The organism is Streptomyces sp. PU-14G (assembly GCF_041028275.1).
In the GTDB taxonomy this organism is placed as follows: Bacteria; Actinomycetota; Actinomycetes; order Streptomycetales; family Streptomycetaceae; genus Streptomyces.
Genome location: NZ_JASKYT010000099.1, coordinates 1 through 19,868 on the forward strand (window position 1 = coordinate 1; position 19,868 = coordinate 19,868).

Sequence of the window (19,868 nt, forward strand, 5' to 3'; positions counted from 1 at the left end):
AAGGGCTCCTGGGCCAGATCCGGTACTGCCCGGTCCGGGGCAGGGGCGTCTGCCGGCCTCCGCCCGGCCCGGAACGGTTACCGGCACCGGCCGGGTGCGGCTGCCGGTCTCACCCGGCCCAAGGGCTCCTGCGCCCGATCCGGTACGGCCCGAGCACGGACCGGAGCGCGACCAGAGCACGGACCGGAGAGCGGCCGGAGCGCGGCCGGAGAGTGAGCAGCGCGCGGCCGGAGCGGGCCGGAGCGTGGAGCCGGTGCCCAGAGCGCGGAGCCGGGCCGGCAAGGCCACGGCGTCTGATCGGCTCCGCACCGCTTCGACCTGGAAAACCTGCACGACGGCACGTCGCGCGCTACCCTCTTGGGCATACGCATTGGACACTCGCCCAAGGCGAACGACCCGCATGCCTCGCCGCAACCGTCCGCCCGGGACTGACCAGGCAGACCGGGCAGACCGACCGCCCGACACGGACTCACTCGATCCGGACGAACACCGAGAACCCATCCGTACGCACACCCGGCGCATCTCAGCGCCCCCATCAGTGAGGGAGATCCCGTGCCACCACCACCCGTCACCGCCGCCGACCGTGGCCGTGAGGTACGGCAGCGGCTGCTGCGCGCCGGTGCGGAGCTGATCGCGGAACGGGGCTGGTCGGGCGTCAGCACCCGTACGGTCGCCGAACGCGCCGAGGTCGGCCCCGGGCTCGTCCACTACCACTTCGCGTCTCTCGGAGCGCTGCTGACACAGGCCGCCCTCGGCACGATCGAGGCGCTGACCCAGGAGATGACGGCGCTGCTGGCGACCGCCGCCACGCCCCAGGAGGCCTTGGAAGGCCTCCTGGGGGCGCTCGACGCGTACCCGGGCACCGATCCGACCTCGCTGCTGTTCACCGAGACGTACCTGGCGGCCACCCGCGACGAGGAACTGATGCGCGGCCTGGCCGCGATCATCTCGACTGCCCGCGAGGAGCTGGCCGGACGGCTGAGGGACCACGGCGTGTCCCGCCCGCAGGAGACCGCCGCGGTGCTGCTGGCGGCCCTCGACGGGCTCATGCTGCACCGCGCGGCGGTCCCCGAGACGGCGTCGGGATCGGTCTCCGCCGTGCTGCGCCGTCTCCTGACCGACCCGGACACCGACGCTCCCACGACCCCGAGGAGGGAAAACCCATGAAGGCCGTCATCTGCGGAGCGGGCATCGCCGGACTGGCGCTCGCCCACCGGCTCGCCGCGCACGGCTGGCGCAGCGAGGTGGTCGAGCGCGCCCCCGGGCCGCGTGCCCAGGGCTACATGATTGATTTCTTCGGTCCCGGGTACGAGGCCGCCGAGGCGATGGGGCTGCTACCGCGCCTGCGCGAGCTGGGCTACACGATCCGCGAGGCCGCCTTCGTGGACGAGCGGGGACGTCGCAGGGCGGGGCTCGACTACGCGCAGTTCTCCGAGGTCGCGGGCGGCGCGCTGCTCAGCATCATGCGTCCCGACCTCGAGTTGGCCCTGCGCGAAAGCCTGCCGTCCGAGGTGACGCTGCGGTACGGCACGAGCGTGACCGGCGTGGACGACGGTCCGGACGGTGTGCGTGTGGCCCTCGACGACGGCACCGCGCGCGAGGCCGATCTGCTGGTGGGCGCGGACGGGATCCATTCCACTGTCCGCTCCCTCGCCTTCGGCCGGGAAGGCAGCGACGAGCGCAGCCTTCGCCACCTCGGTTTCCACACAGCAGCTTTCGTCTTCGACGATCCGCAGGTGCGCGAGCAGGTGGCGGGACGGTTCTGTCTGACAGACACCGTGGGACGCCAGATGGGTTTCTACGCCCTGCGTGGCGGGAAAGTCGCGACCTTCGCCGTGCACCGGGTCGCCGACCCCTCCGCCCCGCTGCCCCGGGACACCAGGAGCGCTTTGCGGGAGACGTACGGATCGCTCGGGTGGGTGGCGCCCCGGGCACTGGCTGCCTGCCCGCCCTCCGAGGAGATCTACTACGACCACGTGGCGCAGACCGTGCTGCCCCGCTGGAGCACCGGAAGGACGGTACTGGTCGGTGACGCCTGTTACGCCGTCTCCCTGCTGGCGGGCCAGGGCGCCTCGCTCGGCGTGGCCGGCGCCCACGTGCTCGCCGCGCAGCTGTCCGAGGCCCGCGGAGATGTCCGGGCGGGCCTGGAGCGGTACGAGCGGCTGTGGCGTCCGGTGGCCGAGGAGAAGCAGCGGGTGGCCCGTCAGGGGGCCCGCTGGTTCCTGCCTGAGAGCGCGGCGTGGCTGCGGGTGCGCCGGGGTGCCATGCGACTGTCCGGGCTGCCGGGGGTCGACCGGCTCATCGCGGCCGCGGTCAGCGGCAAGCCCGCGGAACTGGCGACGCTGACGCAGGCGGGAGCCGATGACCGGAGGAAGGGGCGGAAAACGTCCGCGCCCCCGCGATGAGTTTCCCCCGCGGGCCTGGTCTGCCTCTATGTACAACCACACTGGCCAGCGGAGCACGTCCCAGAGCGCCCGTCCCAAGGACACCCGTCCCAAGGCACCCTCCCAAGGCGCATGTCCCCGGGGGGGACCTTTCTACGGGACGCTCCGCGAACATCTACCGCTCCGCCGCGCGCAGCCGTGCGGAGCCCCCGAGAAGAGGCAGCCATGTCCCGGAAGATCTTCGTCAACCTCCCGGTGAAGGACCTGAACCGCAGTGTCGACTTCTTCACCAAGTGCGGCTTCTCGTTCAACCCCCAGTTCACTGACGAGAACGCCACCTGCATGGTCGTGAGCGACGACATCTTCGTGATGCTCCTCGTCGAACCGTTCTTCCAGTCCTTCTCCAAGCGGGAGATCCCCGACGCGGCACGGGCGAGCGAAGTGCTGGTCTGCCTGTCGGCCGACAGCCGCGAGGAGGTGGACGAACTGGTGGACAGCGCTGTGGCAGCCGGCGGAAGCACGCACGGGCAGCCGCAGGCGGAGGGACCGATGTACGGACGTTCCTTCACCGACCCGGACGGGCACATCTGGGAGGTCATGTGGATGGACCCGGCGGCCCTCGAAGGGTGACCGCCCGGTGGGGCCCGGGGCCGTCAGTTCTTCCCGCCCTCGGTTTCCCGCTCGTCGTCCGGGCACGGTGTGCCGCGCGGCAGCTTGTAGGGGGCCGCGATGTGGTAGACGCCGGGCCGGGGAGCGTCCAGCACCGTCCAGGTGTCCAGGACCGGCTCGTCCTTGCCCTCCGGTGGCGGGCCGCCGAACGTCGGTTCGGCCTCCCGCAGACAACCGTTGACGTTCTCTTCCTCGCGCGCGGGCGGCGCCACCCGGTCGCCGTCCGCGTCGACGAGGCCGAGCCACGGTGAGTACGGCACCCGCACCAGCACGCGCCCGCTCTCCTTGACCCGCACCGTCACGCTCTCCGCGTCGGCGCGCTCGACGGAGGCCGACGAGTCCACCAGCGGCACGGCGTCCTTGACGCGGAAGAGACGCCAGCTGTCGTCCGACCAGATCTCCTTCAGATACGGCTGCCCCTCCCCCACCAGCTTGGCTTCGGCGACACCGCCCGCGATGTCGGGCGGGTCGGCGGGCAGCACGACGTAGTGCACGGCCCAGCGGCGCAGCCACGCGTAGTAGCGCTCCGGGCTGAGGTCTTCCTCGTAGAAGAGGGGGTTGCGCTCCAGGTCGGCCTGGCGGTTCCAGCCGCGCGCGAGATTGACGTACGGCGCCAGGGCCGAAGCCTCGCGGTGGCTGTTGACGGGGACGACCTCCACGCGGGCACGGTCCGCGTCGACCTTCTGCAACTGGGCGACCAGCGGTTCCAACTCCCGCGACCAGTTGGTGTCCGGCGTCGTGTGCAGGACGTCCCAGGTGGGCTTGGCGATCTGCCAGCCCATGGTCACCAGCAGGGCCAGAGCCATCGCCAGGCCCTTGCGCGACTTCCACGGCTGCCAGCCGTGCCCCACCACGAGCGGAACGGCGGCCAGCAGCGCCACCGCGCCGAACAACAGCCCGAGCCGTTCGACGTTGGACCCCACCTGCGAAGGGATCGCCCAGGTCAGGACGATGCCGAGGGTGTAGATGGCGCCGCCGACGCGTACGGCCGTCCACGTCCTGGGCATCAGCAGCGTCACCGCGACAGCACCCAGAACCGGGAAGATCAGCGACACGAACGGCATCGGCTGCACGCCCGTGAACGGGAAGAGCAGCGCGGAGAACGCCACCACCACGGGCGGCGGAACGGCGACCGCGAACATCGCGGCCGGCCTGCGGGCCAGCAGCAGAGAGGCCGCGACCACCTCGAGGAAGAGGCCCGCCACGGGACTGGCCGCGGTGGCGAGCGCGGCCAGCAGGATGGCGAGCGCGGCGCGTAGATACCGGGCGGGGCGGCTCGCGCGCCCGCCGCGCCAGCGCGCGGGCCACGTCCAGACGACGGCCACCGCACCGAGCCCGAACAGGACCCCCAGCGCGAAGGTGACCCGGCCGGACGCCGCGTTGCACGCGAACGCGAACGCGCCCCACAAGGAGGGCACCAGCGGCTTGGGCACCGTACGGGCCAGCAGCAGGGACAGCAGCCCGGCCGAGAGCACCCCGGAGAGGATGAGCGTCGAACGCACACCGAGGACGGCCATCAGGTAGGGCGAGATGACGCTGTAGGAGACCGGGTGCAGCCCCCCGTACCAGGCGAGGTTGTACGCAGAGCCCGGGTGTTCGCCCGCGAACTCCGCCCAGGCGTCCTGGGCCGCCAGGTCCCCGCCACCGCTGGCGAGGAACCACAGCCACACCAGATGCAGCAGCGCCCCGGTGGCCAGCGCGGCCCCGACGACGAACGCCGGCCTGGCAGGCGGCTTCTCCCCGTCACTCTGCGCCGGCCCGCCCCGCATGCGCTGGGCCCACAGGCGCCGGGCGTGTCGACGGCCGGCTCCGGCCGTACCGCCACCGGAGCTGTCCTCCGGGGGATCGCCCTCCGTCGGGACGTCGTCCGTGGGGACGTCGTCCGTCGGGACGTCGTCCGTCGGGACGTCGTCCGTCGGGACGTCGTCCGTCGGGACGTCGTCCGTCGGGGCGCCTTCCGTCGGGGCGTCGTCCCTCGGAACACCCTCCGTCGGGACGTCCTTGTGCGGAGGTAGGGGCTCGTCGTCCGGCGGGGTTTCGCCGCCGTCCGAGCGTCCGTCACCGGAGGAAGCCTCCTGGTCGGGCGACTCCCCGGCGTGCTCGGATGGCTCCCCGGCGTGCCCGGACGGTTCCCAACGCGGGCGTTGACCAGGAACGGGTGTGCGAACGGCATCCGTGGCGTCGTCCACGCCCGGATTCCCGGCTATCTCGTCGGCGCCGGTGTCAGGCTCCGACTCCGGCGGCCGCGGTGGGTGCACAGTGGCCACTGCGCTCTCTCCCCCATCCTCCCCGTACGGATGTGCGGCTCAGATCCGCATGACGTTACCGGACGGCGTCCGTGCGCTCCCCGTCGCCCCGCGCGCTCCCCGAGCTTTTCGCCACGGGGAGCGCGGACACGTTGGTGCGCCGGGCGCGCCGGCTGGAACGGGGGACGCCGCGGAGCGCCGAAAGGTTCAGTGGGACGTCAGCCGACGCGCGTCAGCTTGTCCCCGAACCCGGGTTCGGACAGATCGTCCTTCAGGGCGACCGGGACCTTCACCTGTCCGGGACCGTCGCCCGCGGTCAGCGTACCGACCTTGGTCCCGGCCTCGGCCTCGTGCGGAATGGTCTTGCCGCCGTCGGTCAGCCCCAGCTCGACCTTCAGACCCGGCCAGCCGACGGCCTCCACGTCCTTGGTGGCCACGACCGGCGTCTTGCCGCCGAGCTGGTCGTCCACGTAGCCGACGACCTCGCCCTTCTTGACCACCGTCCGCGAGGTGAGCGAGTCCTGCGCCGCGTCGATCAGCTTCTTGCTGGAGGCGAGAACGGTGTCCAGGATGGAGGGCTTGTACTGGCCCAGCATCGCCCCGATGATCAGCTGCTTGGTGCCGCCGATCTCCTTCACCGCCGCGAACACCAGGTTGCCGCCCGCCTTGGTGGTCGTGCCGGTCTTGATGCCGCGGACACCGTCCATCGGGACCAGCCTGTTCCAGTTGCGCTGCGTCTTGCCGTTGCCGTCCACGTAGAGCGGCTGCCGGACGACCTCGCGGAAGATCGGGAACTGCATGACCTTCTTGGCCAGCTTCACCTGGTCGGCGGCGGTGCTGACGGTGGTCGCCGTGAGACCGCTGGGGTCGGTGTAGTGCGAGTTGGTCATGCCGAGATCCTTGGCCGCGGCGTTCATCTTCTTCACGAACGCCTTCTCGGACCCCGCGTCCCAGCGTGCGAGCAGCCGAGCCACGTTGTTCGCGGAGGCGATCATTATCGCGTTCAGCGCCTCGCGCTGCGACATCTTCTTCCCCGCGTCGACCTCGACCGTCGACTCGTTCTGAGCGCTGAGACCCGCCTCCTTCTCGGCCTTCTTGTCGACCGGGATCATCTCGCCCTTGCTGCCCTTCTTGACCGGGTGGTCACGAAGGATCACGTAGGCGGTCATCACCTTCGCGACGCTGGCGATCGGCACGGGCTTCTGTTCGCCGTACGAGCCGAACGAGCCCAGCCCCTGCACGTCGATCACAGCCTGCCCCTCCGAGGGCCACGGCATCGACGGCTTGGAGCCCTCGAAGGTGTACGTCTTCGACGCCGTCAGGGACAGCTCGGGGGCCGGCACCGAACGTACGGACTGAACGACGACGAAGACGACCGCGAGCAGCAGCACCAGCGGCGTCCAGATCTTCACCCGGCGGGCAGCCGTACGCAGCGGCGTCTCCGGCGGCGGCGGCGTGTTCGTCAGCTGGGCGAGCAGGTCCAACGGCTGCGGGTTCCGCTGCCCGGCCGCCTCCGCCTCCGGAGTGCCCGGCATCGGCTGTTGCCGCGTACGCTCCGGCTCGCTCTCCGCGGCACCCGGCGCTCCGGCTCCGCCGGGAGCCTGCGGTGTCCCCGGGGCCTCCGCGGGGCGCTGCGGCGCCGACGACCACGGATTGGCAGTCGGAGCCCCGGCAGGGGGCGAGGCGGGCTTACGCGGCGCTGTGGGCGCCGCAGAGGGCGGCAGCGGCTTGGCAGGCGTGCGCGGCCCGTCGGTCGACCTGAGCGGAATGAACTGGCTGGTCCGCTCCGCGTCCGACTCGCCACCGTCGCGGCCGTCCTCGGTCGACCGGCCCGGAGCATCAGGGGCCGACTTGCCCGAGTCTGTCTTGCCCGAGTTCGACTTGCCCGAGTTCGTCTTGTTCGATTCTGTTGCGCTGGAGGACGGTTTGTCCGTGTCCGGTGTCCCTGTGGGCTGTTTTCCGGCACCCTGCGTCCCCGTGACCGCGTCCGCCGTCGTCGGCTTGCGCGGGTCGGACGCCCGCGGGTCGGCTACACCGCCCTTGGTCTCCGAGGTGGCCGAACCCTTTCTTCCGGAGTTTCCCGACTGAGCGTCCTTTTCTGCCTTTTCCGCCTTTTGGGACAGTCCGGACTCTTCGGACCGCTCGACATTGGGTGCACGGAAGATCGCCGTCGGCTGGTCGACGGCGGGTTTCGCCGCACCGCCCGCCTCAGCACTGCCGCCTGCCTTCGAGCCACCGTCGGCCTTCGTGCCCTCGGCGCCGTTGTCGGCCTCCTCGGCGTCCCCTTCGTCCTTCGCTCGCTTGGAAGCGCCGAAGAACGCCGAGGTCAGCCGCTCGGCGCGGTCAGCCGCTGCCGTGTCACTGTCCTTGGCGGCGTTCGTGTCGTCACGGTGCAGGACACCGAACATCGCGGTCGGCGCGTCCGGCCGGCCACCACCGGCGGACGACTCGGGGGCGTCTTCCCCCGCCACCGCGCTCTCTTTCGCGGGTGCCTTGTCCGCCTCCGCCGCCTTGGGGCGGACAGGGAGGCCCGAGGCGGAGGCACGGTCGCCCGTTCCGCCCTCGCTCGCCTGCCCGCTCGCCTGCTCGCCTCCGGCCGCCTCCGACGAGCGGCCCCCCTCGGAGCCCTCCGTGCCCTCGGAGCCCTCCGTGCCCTCAGAGCCGTCGGGGCCCTCGGGGTGGCCGGAATCGCCCGCGACCCAGGCCGCCACGGCGGACTTCAGGCGTTCGTCGCCCTCGTCGCCGGCGCCCCCCTGATCGCCCTGGCCGTCACGGCGGTCCTGGCCGCCAGGGCCGTCGGGGTCCGCGCCCTCGGCTGTGTCGGCGGCCCCGTCCGTCGTCGGGGACTCCTCGTCCGGCGTGGTCGGAGCCGGGATCTTGGATGACGCCCCGCCCGACTGCCCGTCCGCGGCGCCGTCCCCGGCCGCGACTCCCGCGCCCTTCGCAGCCGTGGAGCTGCTCAACCGTTCGTTTTCGGCCGTCTCGCTGGGGCGCGCAACCGTGCCCCCGCTCCCCGTCGTCTCCCCCGACGACCTCTCCCGCTCCGACCTGTCGGGGGATTCGCCCGCCACCGATGCCTCCTGATGCTGCTGCTCGCCGCTCGCCATACCAGTTAACAGTGTCCCGTGCACAGAAGCCGCCACCGGCGTGGCGGCGCTCCTCCAAGGGGCGGCTCCAACAGCCACCCCAAGCGGCAGACGAGAACGACATACCTACTGGTTCCCGCCCATAACGTCCAGGCACTCTCGACAGACCATTGTGAGAGGGGTCACCCTGTCATTCATCCACGCGGGGAGGCATGGATGGGCAGGAGCCGCAGAACAATTCCTGAGGAGCTTCTGCTGCTCGCTCTGGACCCGGCCACGGGTACCACGGCGCAGCCGCAGTCGCTTGACCTCGGCCTGGCCGGGGCCCAGCTAGTGGAGCTGGCTCTGGCAGGACGGATAGCCCCGGATGGGGATCGTATCGCCGTGGTGCTGCCACGGCCGACCGGAGATCCGACACTGGACTCCGCACTGGAACTGCTGCGCAGGCGCGGCAGCCCGGTGCGCGCCGTCCACTGGATCGGCGGGCCCCGGTTGGGGTTGCGCCAAACCTATCTCACACATCTCGAACGGTGCGGCATGGTGCATGCCGTTTCCGGCCAGATGTGCGGAGTGCTGCCGACGACGCGGTACCAGGCGACGGACACGGCGATCAGCCGGGAGATCAGGGCCCGCCTGGACGCCGCGATCCGTACCGGGGTCCCACCGGACCCACGGACGGCGGCGCTCGCCGCGCTGGCCCACGCGGTCGGTCTCGGCAAGCATCTCTACCCCGGAAACGAGGGGCGGTCGTGCCGCTCCCGGCTGCGGGATCTGATCAGGCACGACCCGATGGGCGGTCTCGTCGCGCACGCGGTGATGGACGTGCAGAACGGCGTCGGCGCACAGCCGCGGCGAGCACCGGCGGGCGGCGCCCCGGCGGGACGCTCTCCGGCGCGTGCCACGGCGTCCGCGGCCCCCTCGGCGCGGCACGTACCGGAACAGGCGCGGCATCTGGCGGGCGGAATGGTCCGCGCGGGAGCCCGCTGAACCACGGCACGCCGGTCACGGCACGGCGCGCCCGTACGGACACGGTTCGGCCGGCGCGGGCAGGCACTGTTCGCCCGGCACGGACCTGGTCTGCCCGTACGGACGCGCCTCCGGGAGGCAGCGCGCGCCACCGTGGGCGGCGGTCCCGTCCCGCTCGACGAGCGGTGCCGTTCGCCGGGGGTCTGAGCGGACAGAGGTCGCGTTCGCTCGGGGACCCTTCTCGGTACGCGTGCTGTCCGGACGGAACGCGGATACGCCGGTCGAGTCCGCTCGGCCACGGATCCGCCCTGAGCGGCGGCGGTGTCGGAGTCACGCACCAGGTGACCTCGCACACCACCGCGCAGCGGCCCCCGACCGCTGCGCCGCCGCAAGGGCCGTCGCCCTGTCGTGACGGACAGGTCCTGTGACGGGCAGATCCTGTGACAGACAGGCCGTGTGAGGACGGCAGGCCGTGTGAGGACAGGCCGTGACGGTCGCCGTGCAGCACGAGGCACGCAGTTGTACAACGCCACACAGGGACCGGTTCGGTGCGTGCGCCGGCGAGGGGCCCGGCTGGTGAAGGACGGCCGGATTCCTCCTGCGCGCACGCGCCTGTTCCACGTTTCCGTACTCAGGTCCGCACTCTCTGTCGCCATTTCCCAGCGGAGACGCACATGTTGATGGCAACCTACTGGGAGTAGTCGTACTTACACGGAGGTGCGGTCCCGTGGCGTCGAACGTCAACCCCACAGTCCGGCGTCGCCGACTGGGCCAGGAGCTGCGCCGGCTGCGCGAGCAGCGCGGTATGACGGCCGAGGAGGTCGCAGACCGGCTGCTGGTCTCCCAGTCGAAGATCAGCAGGCTGGAGAACGGGAGACGGAGCATCAGCCAGCGGGACGTGCGCGACCTGTGCGAGGTCTACGAGGTCGAGGACCGCCGGATAGTCGACTCGTTGATGCAGATGGCGAAGGAGTCGCGCCAGCAGGGCTGGTGGCACGCCTTCGGTGACATCCCGTACAGCGTCTACATCGGCCTGGAGACGGACGCCGCCTCACTGCGCGTCTACGAGCCCCAGGTGGTTCCGGGGCTCCTGCAGACCCATCCGTACGCGGAGGCCGTCGTCGCCGGCGCGCTGCCGGAGGCCACGGCGGCGGACATCGAGCGCCGCGTGCAGGTGCGGCTGCGCCGTCAGGACCGGATCAGGGACGAGCGCAACCCGCTGCGGCTGTGGGCCGTGCTGGACGAGTCGGTGCTCCGCCGCGAGGTGGGCGGCAAGCACACGATGGCCGAGCAGCTCGAATACCTCAACGAGATGTCCCAGCGGCCTCATGTGACGCTCCAGGTCATGCCGTTCTCGATGGGCGCGCACCCGGGCGTGAACGGCCAGTACGCCATTCTGGAGTTCCCTGACGCCTCGGACTCGACGGTCATCTACCTGGAGGGCGTCACCAGCGACCTCTATCTGGAGAAGGCGAACGACGTCCAGAACTACAGCGTCATGTACGAGCATCTGCGCGCGCAGGCGCTGAATCCCGACCAGACGCGGGAGTTCATCGAGAAGGTCGCCAAGGAGTACGCCCGCGGCTGACGCGCGCCCCTCGGTCTGCGGCATGTGCCAGCGGGGATTGCCGGAAAAGCGGGGGAGGTTACACCGCGGCCCGTCGCGATGTGAAGGCCAGTCTGGAATATGCCATCCGGTTGAGTGAACGACCCCGTCGTGCGCACGAACCGACGCGTAATGTCGTTCGCACGTCAGGAAAAACTCGGAACAACCGGAGCAGACATGCCCATTCAGCAGGGAAAGACCCACACATGGACCAAGTCCAGCTACTCGACGGGGAACGGCGCGTGCGTCGAGGTGAAGTCCCCGGTGGTGCGCTCGATCGCCGTGCGTGACTCGAAGGAGCCGCAGGGCCCCGCGCTCAGCTTCCGCTCCGAGGCGTGGGACGCGTTCGTCTCCCGGGTGAGCGGCGGGGAGCTCGGCGCCGGCCTGGACTGAGGCCGGGAACCGGGCGCCACCCCGCCTCCGGCGAGGCGCCCCGACGCGCTTGAAGTGGCGTCGAAGCGCAGAGCACAGCCCTCTCGACTGGCCCGCCGTCCCGGCCGAGGGGGCTTCGCGCCGACACCCCGCTGTCCTCCGCTGGGCAGCACCGTTCAGCGCAACTGGTCCACGTAGACGTCCGTCCCCGGGATCGTCGGGATGAAGGGCGCCACCAGTTCCGTCCGCCCCGGTCCCGCCTCCGCCACCGCTTCCTCCAGGCCCGTGAAACATGCCTCCCAGCGTTCGCGCGGGTCCTCCTGGAGGAACCACAGCAAGGTCAGCCGGGTGCCGACCCCCTCGACCTGCCGGACGTACGCCATCCGGTCGGAGGGCAGCGGGGTGGGGCTGAAGACGGTGACCATCGCGGCCGGAGAGCCCTTGAGACGGGCCGGGAGGTGGCTGGTGCGCAGCCGCTCCAGCAGCTCGGCGCGCTCGCCGGGACCCGGCGCGTCGACCACCTGGAGGACCAGACCACGGTACGGGTGGTCGAGCGCGTGGTGGTCGCGCGGTCCGGCGGCCCCGTCCCGGTAGACGGTGGCCTCGTGGTCCTGGAAGCTGGTGAAGACGTGGGTACGTTCCTCATGGACGCGCGCGTCCCGGTTGAGGCGCTTGTTGATGGCGACCGTCCACTTCATGTGGTGCTCGTAGCGCCCCTCGGTGATCCAGTACGTCGACAGATAGCAGCCCGCTGTCACCGGCTGGGCGACCGCCGAGCGGGCCGGGTAGCGCAGCAGTTGGAGTTCACGGGTGGCCACCCAGCGGCGCCCCGCGTAGATCCAGGGCATGGCCATGGCACCGGCGATGTAGTGGTCGTCCTCGTACCAGCGGTTGTAGGCGTATTCGTGGCCCGGGTGCGGCTCGACCATGGTGATGAGGGCGTGCCCGGGGCGCACCCCGTAGGGCCCGACGGCGGCCAGCCGGGCGTAGGTGTCGCTGCCCGGGCCGTCCGTTCGGCGTGCGGGCGGGTCGGTCGGCGTGTTCATCGTGACTCTTCCTCCCCCTCGACTCGTCCCCTACGGTGTAACTGACTGGGTGTCAGAAGGCGATACCCGCGCGGGAGGGGATCGGTGTGCTGCTCGCGGACCGGACAGTGGTGATCTCGGGAGTGGGCACCGGACTCGGCCACGAGGTGGCCGCCGCGTGCGTACGGGAGGGCGCCTCGGTCGTGCTCGGCGCCCGTACGGAGGCCCACCTGGCCGCCTGCGCCGAAACGGTCGATCCCTCCGGCGCCCGCAGCGCTTACCGGACGGTCGACATCCGCGACGAGCGGCAGTGCGAGGCGCTGGCCGCCGAGGCGGTGGACCGCTTCGGCGGCATCGACGCCGTCGTGCACGTGGCGGCGCTCGACACGGTCATGGGCGGCATCGAGGGTGCGGATCTGGCCGAGTGGCAGACGGTCCTGGACGTCAACCTCCTCGGCACCCTGCGGATGACGCGTGCGTGTCTGCCCGCGCTGAAGGAGGCCGGTGCACGGGGGAACGGTTCCGGTTCCGTCGTGATGATCGGAACCCAGTCCTCCGTCGCGGCGCCCGCCCAGGTGCAGCAGACGGCTTACGCGGCGTCCAAGGGCGCTCTCGTGTCCGCCATGTACTCCCTCGCCCGCGAGCTGGGGCCGCACGGCGTACGCGTGAACACCGTGCAGCCGGGCTGGATGTGGGGCCCCATGGTGGAGGGGTACGTGGCGTGGCAGGCCGCGTCCGAGGGGGTGGAGCCCGAGGTGGTGCGGGAGCGGCTGGACGCACGGATGGCGCTGCCGCGGATGGCGGAGGACGCGGACGTGGCGGAGACCGCGACGTTCTTCGCCTCGCCCCGGGCCCGGGGCATCACGGGGCAGTGTCTGCTGGTGAACGCGGGAGAGCTCATGCGCTGACGCCCGCGACGACAAGCCGAGCGCGGGAACAGCGACAACGGGCGAGCGCCGGAACCGCGACAACGGGCCGAGCGCGGGAACCGCGACCGCGCCGGGGAGCGCAGCGCCGACGAGAGCCGTCGTCCTCCCCCGGCGCGCGGGGAGCGGGCCGGCCAGGCGCACCGATGGAAGTCGTCGTCCTCTCTAGGCGCGCGGGTAGCGGGCCAGCCAGGCCGGTGTCGCCGTGCCGGGGCCGTGCAGGGCGGGCCCCTGGGTCATCTCCATGGCGAAGTCGTCGGCCAGCTCCAGGATGGTCGCGCGGCCTTCCACCTCGGCGACCCACCCCGCGGGCAGGGCCGTCTCCCCGTGCATGGCGCCCAGCAGGTTGCCGCACACGGAGCCGGTCGAGTCGCTGTCGCCGCCGTGGTTGACGGCCAGCAGCAGACCGTGGCGGACGTCCTGTGCGACCAGGGCGCAGTAGACGCCGATGGAGAGCGCTTCCTCGGCTGTCCAGCCCTCCCCCAATGCGGCGACCCTCTCGGGCGACGGCATGCCCTGACGGACGGCGCCCAGTGCGCGCTTGAGCGCTTCGGTCGTCTCCTGGTGGCCGGGGCGGGCGGCCAGCTGCACGAGGGCGCGCTGGACCGCCGTGTCCAGGTCGTCGCCGCGGGCCAGGGTGTGGACGATCGCGGCAAACGCCCCGGCCGCCAGGTAGCCGGTGGGGTGGCCGTGGGTCTGGGCCGCGCACTCGGCGGCCAACTGGAAGACCAGCGCAGGCTCCCAGCCCACCAGCAGCCCGAAGGGAGCCGACCGCATGACGGTCCCGCACCCCTTGGAGTCGGGGTTCTTGGGCTGGTCCAGCGTGCCCATGCGCGGGTCGGCCAAGCCGCTGAGGCACGCGTTGCCGGGCGCCCGGCGTGAGTAGAGCCACTCCTCGCGGGCGAGCCAGCCGTCGTTCTCGCGGCGCTCGTCGGGGCCCCAGTCGCGCTGGGTGGCCGCCCAGCGCAGGTAGGCGGCGTGCACGTCGGTGGGCGGATGCCAGGCGCCGGTGTCGCGGCGGACGTGGGCGCGGATGAGGCCGTCCACGGTGAACAGGGTCATCTGGGTGTCGTCGGTGATGGCGCCGCGCCGTCCGAAAGCCGGCAGGTAGTCGGTGACGCCCTGGGAGCCGTGGCTTTCCCGGATCCTGTCCAGGGAGTCGAACTCGACGGCCGCGCCCAGCGCGTCACCGACCGCGCCGCCCAGCAGGCATCCGCGAACTCTGCTGCGGAAGTCCTGCTGTTCGGCACGTCCCCATATGGCACTCGCGCCGCTGTCCGCCCCGCCCGCACCTGTCACGATCCGCCGCCCTCCTGGCTGCCCCTCCTCCGGCTTGTGGCCCCGCACTCTATTAGACGGGGACGGGCGGCGGTCAGCGCCCGTCAGTCCAGCACGGGCAGCAGTTCGGGCAGGTGGCCGTCGGAGGCGTGGGCCGCACGCATCCGGTCCTCGGGAACGGGACCGTATCCGGTGGTGCGGGGGCGTGCCGGGCGTCCGGCGGCGTCGGCGATGGCGACCAGGTCCTTGATGGAGCGGTAGGAGCCGTAGGAGGAGCCGGCCATCCGGGAGATCGTCTCCTCCATGAGGGTGCCGCCCAGGTCGTTGGCGCCGGAGCGCAGCATCTCGGCGGCGCCCTCGGTGCCCAGCTTCACCCAGCTCGTCTGGATGTTGGGGACCCAGGGGTGCAGCAGGAGGCGCGCCATCGCGGTGACCGCGCGGTTGTCGCGGGTGCTGGGGCCCGGGCGGGCGATGCCGGCGAGGTAGACGGGCGCGTTGGTGTGGATGAACGGCAGGGTGACGAACTCGCTGAACCCGGCCCGTCCTTTCTCCAGCGCCGTGCGCTGGATACGCGCCAGCAGCCGCAGGTGGCCCAGCCAGTGGCGGGGCTGGTCGACGTGGCCGTACATCATCGTGGAGGTCGTGCCGAGCCCCACCTCGTGCGCCGTCTCGATGACCTCCACCCAGGTGGCGGCCGGCAGCTTGCCCTTGGTGAGGATCCAGCGGACCTCGTCGTCCAGGATCTCCGCCGCCGTGCCGGGGATCGAGTCGAGCCCGGCTTCCTTGGCGGCGGTCAGCCACTCGCGGATGGACATGCCGGTGCGGGTGGCGCCGTTGACGACCTCCATCGGGGAGAAGGCGTGCACGTGGAGGCCCGGAACCCGTTCCTTGACGGCCCGTGCGATGTCGAAGTAGGCGGTGCCCGGCAGGTCCGGGTGGATGCCGCCCTGCATGCACACCTCGACCGCGCCGACGTCCCAGGCCTGCTGCGCACGGTCGGCGACCTGTTCGAGGGAGAGCGTGTAGGCGTCGGCGTCGGTGCGGCGCTGCGCGAAGGCGCAGAAGCGGCAGCCGGTGTAGCAGACGTTGGTGAAGTTGATGTTGCGGGTGACGATGTACGTCACGTCGTCGCCGACCGCCTCGCGCCGCACGTCGTCCGCCGTGCGGCACAGCGCGTCCAGCGCGGGTCCTTCGGCGTGCAGAAGCGCGAGGGCCTGCTCGTCCGTGAGCTTCGTGGGGTCGTCGGCGGCCTGCGAGAGCGCCGCGCGCACGTCGGCGTCGACGCGCTGGGGGGCCATGCCGGGCGCTGCGCGCTCGCGCAGCTCCGCCCAGTCGCCGTACACCTCGTCGAAGTCGTCGCGGCGGTCGTTGGTGCGGCCCTCGGTGTCGATGGTGCGGTGCAGGTCGGTGCGGCCACTGGCTGTCAGGCCCGTGAAGCCCTCGTCGGGTTCCTGCCAGGGCAGGCCCTGGGGGCATACGTCCTCGCGGGCCAGGCCCGTCTCCTCGTCGGCCAGCGCGCGCACGTGCGGGAGGATGCGCGGGTCCATCCACGGTTCGCCGCGGCGCACGAACTCGGGGTAGACGGCCAGGCGTTCGCGCAGCTGGAATCCGGCCGCCGCGGTGCGCTCGGCCAGCTCGTCGAGCTGCGGCCAGGGGTGCTCGGGATTGACGTGGTCGGGCGTGACGGGGGAGACGCCGCCCCAGTCGTCCACGCCGGCGGCGATGAGCCGGCCGTACTCCGCGTCCAGCAGGTTCGGCGGGGCCTGGAGACAGCCGGAGGGGCCCAGGATGTGCCGGGCGACGGCGACGGTCGCCACCAGGTCGTCCAGCTCGGCGTCGGGCATCTGGCGCATCGCCGTGTCCGGCTTGGCGCGGAAATTCTGGAAGATCAGCTCCTGGATGCCGTGGTAGGCGCGCTGCACGCGGCGCAGCGCGAACAGCGAGTCCGCACGCTCCTCGTACGTCTCGCCGATGCCGATGAGCAGGCCGCTGGTGAACGGCACGTTCGAGCGCCCGGCGTCCTCCAGCACCCGCAGCCGCACGGCCGGTTCCTTGTCAGGGGAGCCGTAGTGCGGGGCGCCCGGCTCGCTCCACAGCCGCTCGGCGGTGGTCTCCAGCATCATGCCCATGGAGGCGGCCACCGGCTTGAGCCGCTGGAAGTCCGTCCAGGACAGCACGCCGGGGTTGAGGTGCGGCAGCAGCCCCGTCTCCTCCAGGATGCGGACGGCGACGGCCCGCACGTAGGCGAGCGTGTCGTCGTAGCCCTCGGCGTCCAGCCATTCCCGCGCCTCGGGCCAGCGGTCCTCCGGCTTGTCCCCGAGGGTGATCAGCGCTTCCTTGCAGCCGAGTTCCGCGCCGCGGCGGGCGATGCCGAGGACCTCGTCCATCGACATGTACATCCCGTGCCCCGCGCTTCGCAGCTTGCCGGGCACGGTCACGAACGTGCAGTAGTGGCACCTGTCCCGGCACAGCCGGGTGAGGGGGATGAAGACACTCTTGGAGTACGTGATGACACCGGGCCGCCCCGCCGCCTCCAGGCCCGCGTCCCGGACGCGGGCGGCGGAGGCCGTGAGGTCCGCCAGGTCCGCACCCCGCGCCTGGAGGAGGACGGCGGCTTCCGTCTGGTCGAGCGCCACCCCGTCCCGGGCCCGCTTGAGCGCCCGCCGCATCGCATTCGCCGTCGGGGCAGTCGGCGACACCTGTCCGTGAGAGGTCATCCCCCCACCGTAGCCCGGAGCAGCGACAACGCCGCAGGCGGCGAGCGGGTCGGACGGTGCGGCGGCCACCTGTTCGGGCCGTGGCCCCGCAGCGTCTCGGCCCTCCTTCGGCGCAGTCCGGACAGCCGCGCGTTCACAGGTACCGGGAGTAGTCGTCCAGGGTGCGCAGGACTTCGAGTGCGGTGCCGGAGGGGAGTTGGAGGACGACCTCTTCGGCGCCCAGTTCGTCGCGGTAGTGGCGCAGCTTGCCCGGGGAGGGCAGGACGAAGGCGGGGACCAGCGCGGGGTCTCCCTGGCGTCCTGCGGCGCGCCAGGCGCGGTGCAGGCCGGGGGCGGTGTCCTTCAGGCCGCTGCCGCCGACGGGGAGCCAGCCGTCGGCGTACTCGGCGATGTGGGCGAAAAGGGTGGGCCCCGCGGCTCCGCCCACGAGTATCCGGGGGCCGCCGGGGCGCACCGGTTTGGGATGGGCGAGGGAGGCGCCGACGGAGCCGAACTCCCCGTCGTGCGCGGCCGGCTCGTCCGCCCACAGGGCCCGCATCAGCGCGATGCGGTCGCGTACCACGTCACGGCGGCTGCGCCAGTCGACGCCGTGGTCGGCGGCTTCCTCGACGTTCCAGCCGAAGCCGACGCCCAGGGTGAAGCGGCCACCGGACATCCAGTCGAGGGTGGCGATCTGCTTGGCCAGCACGATCGGGTCGTGCTGGGCGACCAGTGTGATGCTCGTCCCCAGGGCGAGCCGTTCGGTGACGGTCGCGGCGGCGGCCAGACCGACGAAGGGGTCGAGCGTGCGCCCGTAGGGGCGCGGTAACGGGTCGCCCATCGGGGCGGGGGTCTGCCTGCTGACGGGGATGTGGGTGTGCTCGGGCAGGTAGAGGCCGCCGAAGCCGCGCTGTTCCAGCTCGCGGGCGAGCCGGGCGGGGCGGATGGTCTCGTCGGTGAGCAGGATGGTCGTGGAGATCCGCATGCCGCCACTGTGCAGCCCCGTGGCGGGGAACTCCATGGCCGGTGCGCACGCCTGTGCGCCCTTTCCTCCCTCCCACGCGACGGCACCCCCTGTGTCTCGCACGCAGCGCACGCGGGGCGTGGTTGTGTCTCACAGGGAGCGCGTCCACGTCTCACAGGGAGCGCGTCCACGCGTACGTCGGCTACCGCGTGCTGACCGTCTCCGTGTCCCGTCCCGAACGCAGCACCGTGCCGGGGACGGCGCCGGTCACCGTGTCGTCGCGTACGGTCTGCGTCCCGTTGACCCAGACGCCGACGACACCGGTGGCCCGGGAGTCGAGCCGGGGGCTGTCGCCGGGAAGGTCGTGGACGAGGGTGGCGGGGCCCGCGTCGACGCGCTCCGGGTCGAAGAGGACGAGGTCGGCGTGCCAGCCCTCGTGGACGCGGCCCCGCTCGCGCAGCCCCAGGAGGCGGGCGGGCTCGTCGGTGAGCATCCGTACGGCCCGCTCCAGTGTGGCCAGCTTGCGGCCACGCAGGCAGTCGCCGAGGAAGCGGGTGGTGTAGGGGGCTCCGCACATGCGGTCGAGGTGGGCGCCCGCGTCGGAGCCGCCCAGCATGACGTCCTCGTGCTCCCAGGTGCGCCGGCGCAGCTCCCAGCTGGCCGGGTCGTTGTCGGTGGGCATGGGCCACAGCACGGTGCGCAGATCGTCGTCGGCGCAGATGTCGACGAGGCACGCGAACGGGTCCTGGCCGCGTTCGGCGGCGATGTCGGCGACGACACGGCCGCTGAGCCCCTCGTTGGCAGGCGTGTAGGTGTCACCGATGACGTACCGGTCGAAGCGGGTGAGGCGGCGGAAGACCCCGGCCTCCTTGCTGTCGGCGCGGCGCAGCATCTCGGCACGGACGTCCGCGTCACGCAGCCGGGCGATGCGTTCGGGCACGGGCAGGCTCAGGATCTCACCCCAGCCGGGGATGAGGTTGAGCGCGCAGAAGGTGCCCAGCGACATGTTCATGGGCGTGAGGATCGGCATGGTGAGCGCGACGACTCGTCCGCCCTGTTCGCGTGCGCGTTCGCTGGCGGCCAGCTGGCGCGGCACCCGGTCGGGGACGGCGGCGTCGATGGTCAGCACGTTCCAGTTCAGCGGCCGTCCCGCTGCCGCCGACATCCGGGCGAACAGTTCGATCTCGTCGTCGGAGAACATGTCGAGGCAGCCCGCGACGATGGCTTCGATCTGGGTGCCCTCGTGATCGGCGACGGCGCGCGAGAGGGCCAGCAGTTCCTCGGGGCGCGCGTGGCGTGAGGCGACCGGTTGTCCGTCCCCGTCGGAGTGGCTGGCCGACTGGGTGGTCGACAGCCCCCACGCCCCGGCGTCCATGGCCTCGTGGAGGAGCCGCAGCATCTCCCCGAGCTGTTCCTTGTCGGGCTGTCCCCCGACGGCGTCCTCGCCCATGACGTGGCGCCGCAGCGCGCAGTGGCCCACCATGAAACCCGCGTTGACCGCGGTGCGGCCCTCCAGCGCGTCCAGGTAGTCGCCGAAGGTGTGCCAGTCCCAGGGGGCGCCCTCTTCCAGTGCGACGAGGGACATGCCCTCGACCTTGGACATCATGCGCCGCGTGTAGTCGGCGTCCTGGGGGCGGGCGGGGTTCAGCG

Annotated in this window: 14 protein-coding genes; 7 read left to right on the plus strand and 7 right to left on the minus strand. The window is 71.9% G+C overall.

Features of this window, described 5'->3' with window-relative positions; genetic code table 11:
- Positions 1 to 552: 552 nt before the first annotated feature.
- From AB8Z75_RS14375 to AB8Z75_RS14385, 3 genes are all read left to right on the plus strand, one after another.
- Entirely contained in the window at positions 553 to 1,167 is a 615-nt protein-coding gene (locus tag AB8Z75_RS14375; RefSeq protein WP_369201902.1) for a TetR/AcrR family transcriptional regulator, read from the plus strand.
- Positions 1,164 to 2,405: an FAD-dependent monooxygenase gene (locus tag AB8Z75_RS14380; protein WP_369201903.1), complete on the plus strand. Its 1,242-nt coding sequence runs from the start codon at positions 1,164 to 1,166 to the stop codon at positions 2,403 to 2,405. Before AB8Z75_RS14375 ends, AB8Z75_RS14380 begins: the two co-directional genes overlap by 4 nt.
- Before the next feature lie 204 nt (positions 2,406 to 2,609).
- Positions 2,610 to 3,014 carry a VOC family protein gene (locus AB8Z75_RS14385; protein WP_369201904.1) on the plus strand — a complete coding sequence of 135 codons (405 nt, stop codon included), beginning with the start codon at positions 2,610 to 2,612 and terminating at the stop codon, positions 3,012 to 3,014.
- Between the two features lie 23 nt (positions 3,015 to 3,037).
- On the opposite strand, the gene AB8Z75_RS14390 is transcribed toward AB8Z75_RS14385, so the two are convergent.
- Positions 3,038 to 5,320, minus strand: a complete 2,283-nt coding sequence (locus AB8Z75_RS14390; protein WP_369201905.1) for an MFS transporter — start codon at positions 5,318 to 5,320, stop codon at positions 3,038 to 3,040.
- Between the two features lie 197 nt (positions 5,321 to 5,517).
- Positions 5,518 to 8,262 carry a serine hydrolase gene (locus AB8Z75_RS14395; protein ID WP_369201906.1) on the minus strand — a complete coding sequence of 915 codons (2,745 nt, stop codon included), beginning with the start codon at positions 8,260 to 8,262 and terminating at the stop codon, positions 5,518 to 5,520.
- 339 nt (positions 8,263 to 8,601) lie between these two features.
- Here AB8Z75_RS14395 and AB8Z75_RS14400 point away from each other — a divergent pair, with 339 nt between their 5' ends.
- The 3 genes from AB8Z75_RS14400 to AB8Z75_RS14410 all read left to right on the plus strand — a co-directional run bounded on the left by AB8Z75_RS14400 (position 8,602) and on the right by AB8Z75_RS14410 (position 11,350).
- Positions 8,602 to 9,372 carry a GPP34 family phosphoprotein gene (locus AB8Z75_RS14400; protein WP_369201907.1) on the plus strand — a complete coding sequence of 257 codons (771 nt, stop codon included), beginning with the start codon at positions 8,602 to 8,604 and terminating at the stop codon, positions 9,370 to 9,372.
- Between the two features lie 706 nt (positions 9,373 to 10,078).
- The gene (locus AB8Z75_RS14405; protein ID WP_369201908.1) at positions 10,079 to 10,939 is read left to right on the plus strand and encodes a helix-turn-helix domain-containing protein; all 861 of its coding nucleotides are present in this window, start codon (positions 10,079 to 10,081) and stop codon (positions 10,937 to 10,939) included.
- A gap of 195 nt (positions 10,940 to 11,134) precedes the next feature.
- The gene (locus AB8Z75_RS14410) at positions 11,135 to 11,350 is read left to right on the plus strand and encodes a DUF397 domain-containing protein (RefSeq protein ID WP_369201909.1); all 216 of its coding nucleotides are present in this window, start codon (positions 11,135 to 11,137) and stop codon (positions 11,348 to 11,350) included.
- 155 nt (positions 11,351 to 11,505) lie between these two features.
- Here AB8Z75_RS14410 and AB8Z75_RS14415 read toward each other — a convergent pair whose 3' ends face one another.
- On the minus strand, positions 11,506 to 12,375 hold the full coding sequence (locus tag AB8Z75_RS14415) for a hypothetical protein (RefSeq protein ID WP_369201910.1): 870 nt from the start codon (positions 12,373 to 12,375) through the stop codon (positions 11,506 to 11,508).
- 86 nt (positions 12,376 to 12,461) lie between these two features.
- Between AB8Z75_RS14415 and AB8Z75_RS14420 the strand changes: the two genes are divergently transcribed.
- On the plus strand, positions 12,462 to 13,262 hold the full coding sequence (locus tag AB8Z75_RS14420) for an SDR family oxidoreductase (protein WP_369201911.1): 801 nt from the start codon (positions 12,462 to 12,464) through the stop codon (positions 13,260 to 13,262).
- A 183-nt stretch (positions 13,263 to 13,445) separates the two neighbouring features.
- Here AB8Z75_RS14420 and AB8Z75_RS14425 read toward each other — a convergent pair whose 3' ends face one another.
- From AB8Z75_RS14425 to AB8Z75_RS14440, 4 genes are all read right to left on the minus strand, one after another.
- Positions 13,446 to 14,579, minus strand: a complete 1,134-nt coding sequence (locus AB8Z75_RS14425) for an ADP-ribosylglycohydrolase family protein (protein ID WP_369201912.1) — start codon at positions 14,577 to 14,579, stop codon at positions 13,446 to 13,448.
- An 83-nt stretch (positions 14,580 to 14,662) separates the two neighbouring features.
- Positions 14,663 to 17,275: a bifunctional FO biosynthesis protein CofGH gene (locus AB8Z75_RS14430; protein WP_369201913.1), complete on the minus strand. Its 2,613-nt coding sequence runs from the start codon at positions 17,273 to 17,275 to the stop codon at positions 14,663 to 14,665.
- A gap of 133 nt (positions 17,276 to 17,408) precedes the next feature.
- Positions 17,409 to 18,239, minus strand: a complete 831-nt coding sequence (locus tag AB8Z75_RS14435) for a TIGR03619 family F420-dependent LLM class oxidoreductase (protein WP_369201914.1) — start codon at positions 18,237 to 18,239, stop codon at positions 17,409 to 17,411.
- Between the two features lie 181 nt (positions 18,240 to 18,420).
- The coding region (locus AB8Z75_RS14440) for an amidohydrolase family protein (protein WP_369201915.1) at positions 18,421 to 19,868 on the minus strand (1,448 nt) is incomplete at its 5' end.

Coding starts and splice junctions, on each gene's coding strand:
- AB8Z75_RS14380 (WP_369201903.1), top strand. CDS start 1,164: ATGAAGGCCGTCATCTGCGGAGCGGGCATCGCCGGACTGGCGCTCGCC.
- AB8Z75_RS14385 (WP_369201904.1), top strand. CDS start 2,610: ATGTCCCGGAAGATCTTCGTCAACCTCCCGGTGAAGGACCTGAACCGC.
- AB8Z75_RS14400 (WP_369201907.1), top strand. CDS start 8,602: ATGGGCAGGAGCCGCAGAACAATTCCTGAGGAGCTTCTGCTGCTCGCT.
- AB8Z75_RS14410 (WP_369201909.1), top strand. CDS start 11,135: ATGCCCATTCAGCAGGGAAAGACCCACACATGGACCAAGTCCAGCTAC.
- AB8Z75_RS14415 (WP_369201910.1), bottom strand. CDS start 12,375: ATGAACACGCCGACCGACCCGCCCGCACGCCGAACGGACGGCCCGGGC.
- AB8Z75_RS14430 (WP_369201913.1), bottom strand. CDS start 17,275: ATGACCTCTCACGGACAGGTGTCGCCGACTGCCCCGACGGCGAATGCG.
- AB8Z75_RS14435 (WP_369201914.1), bottom strand. CDS start 18,239: ATGCGGATCTCCACGACCATCCTGCTCACCGACGAGACCATCCGCCCC.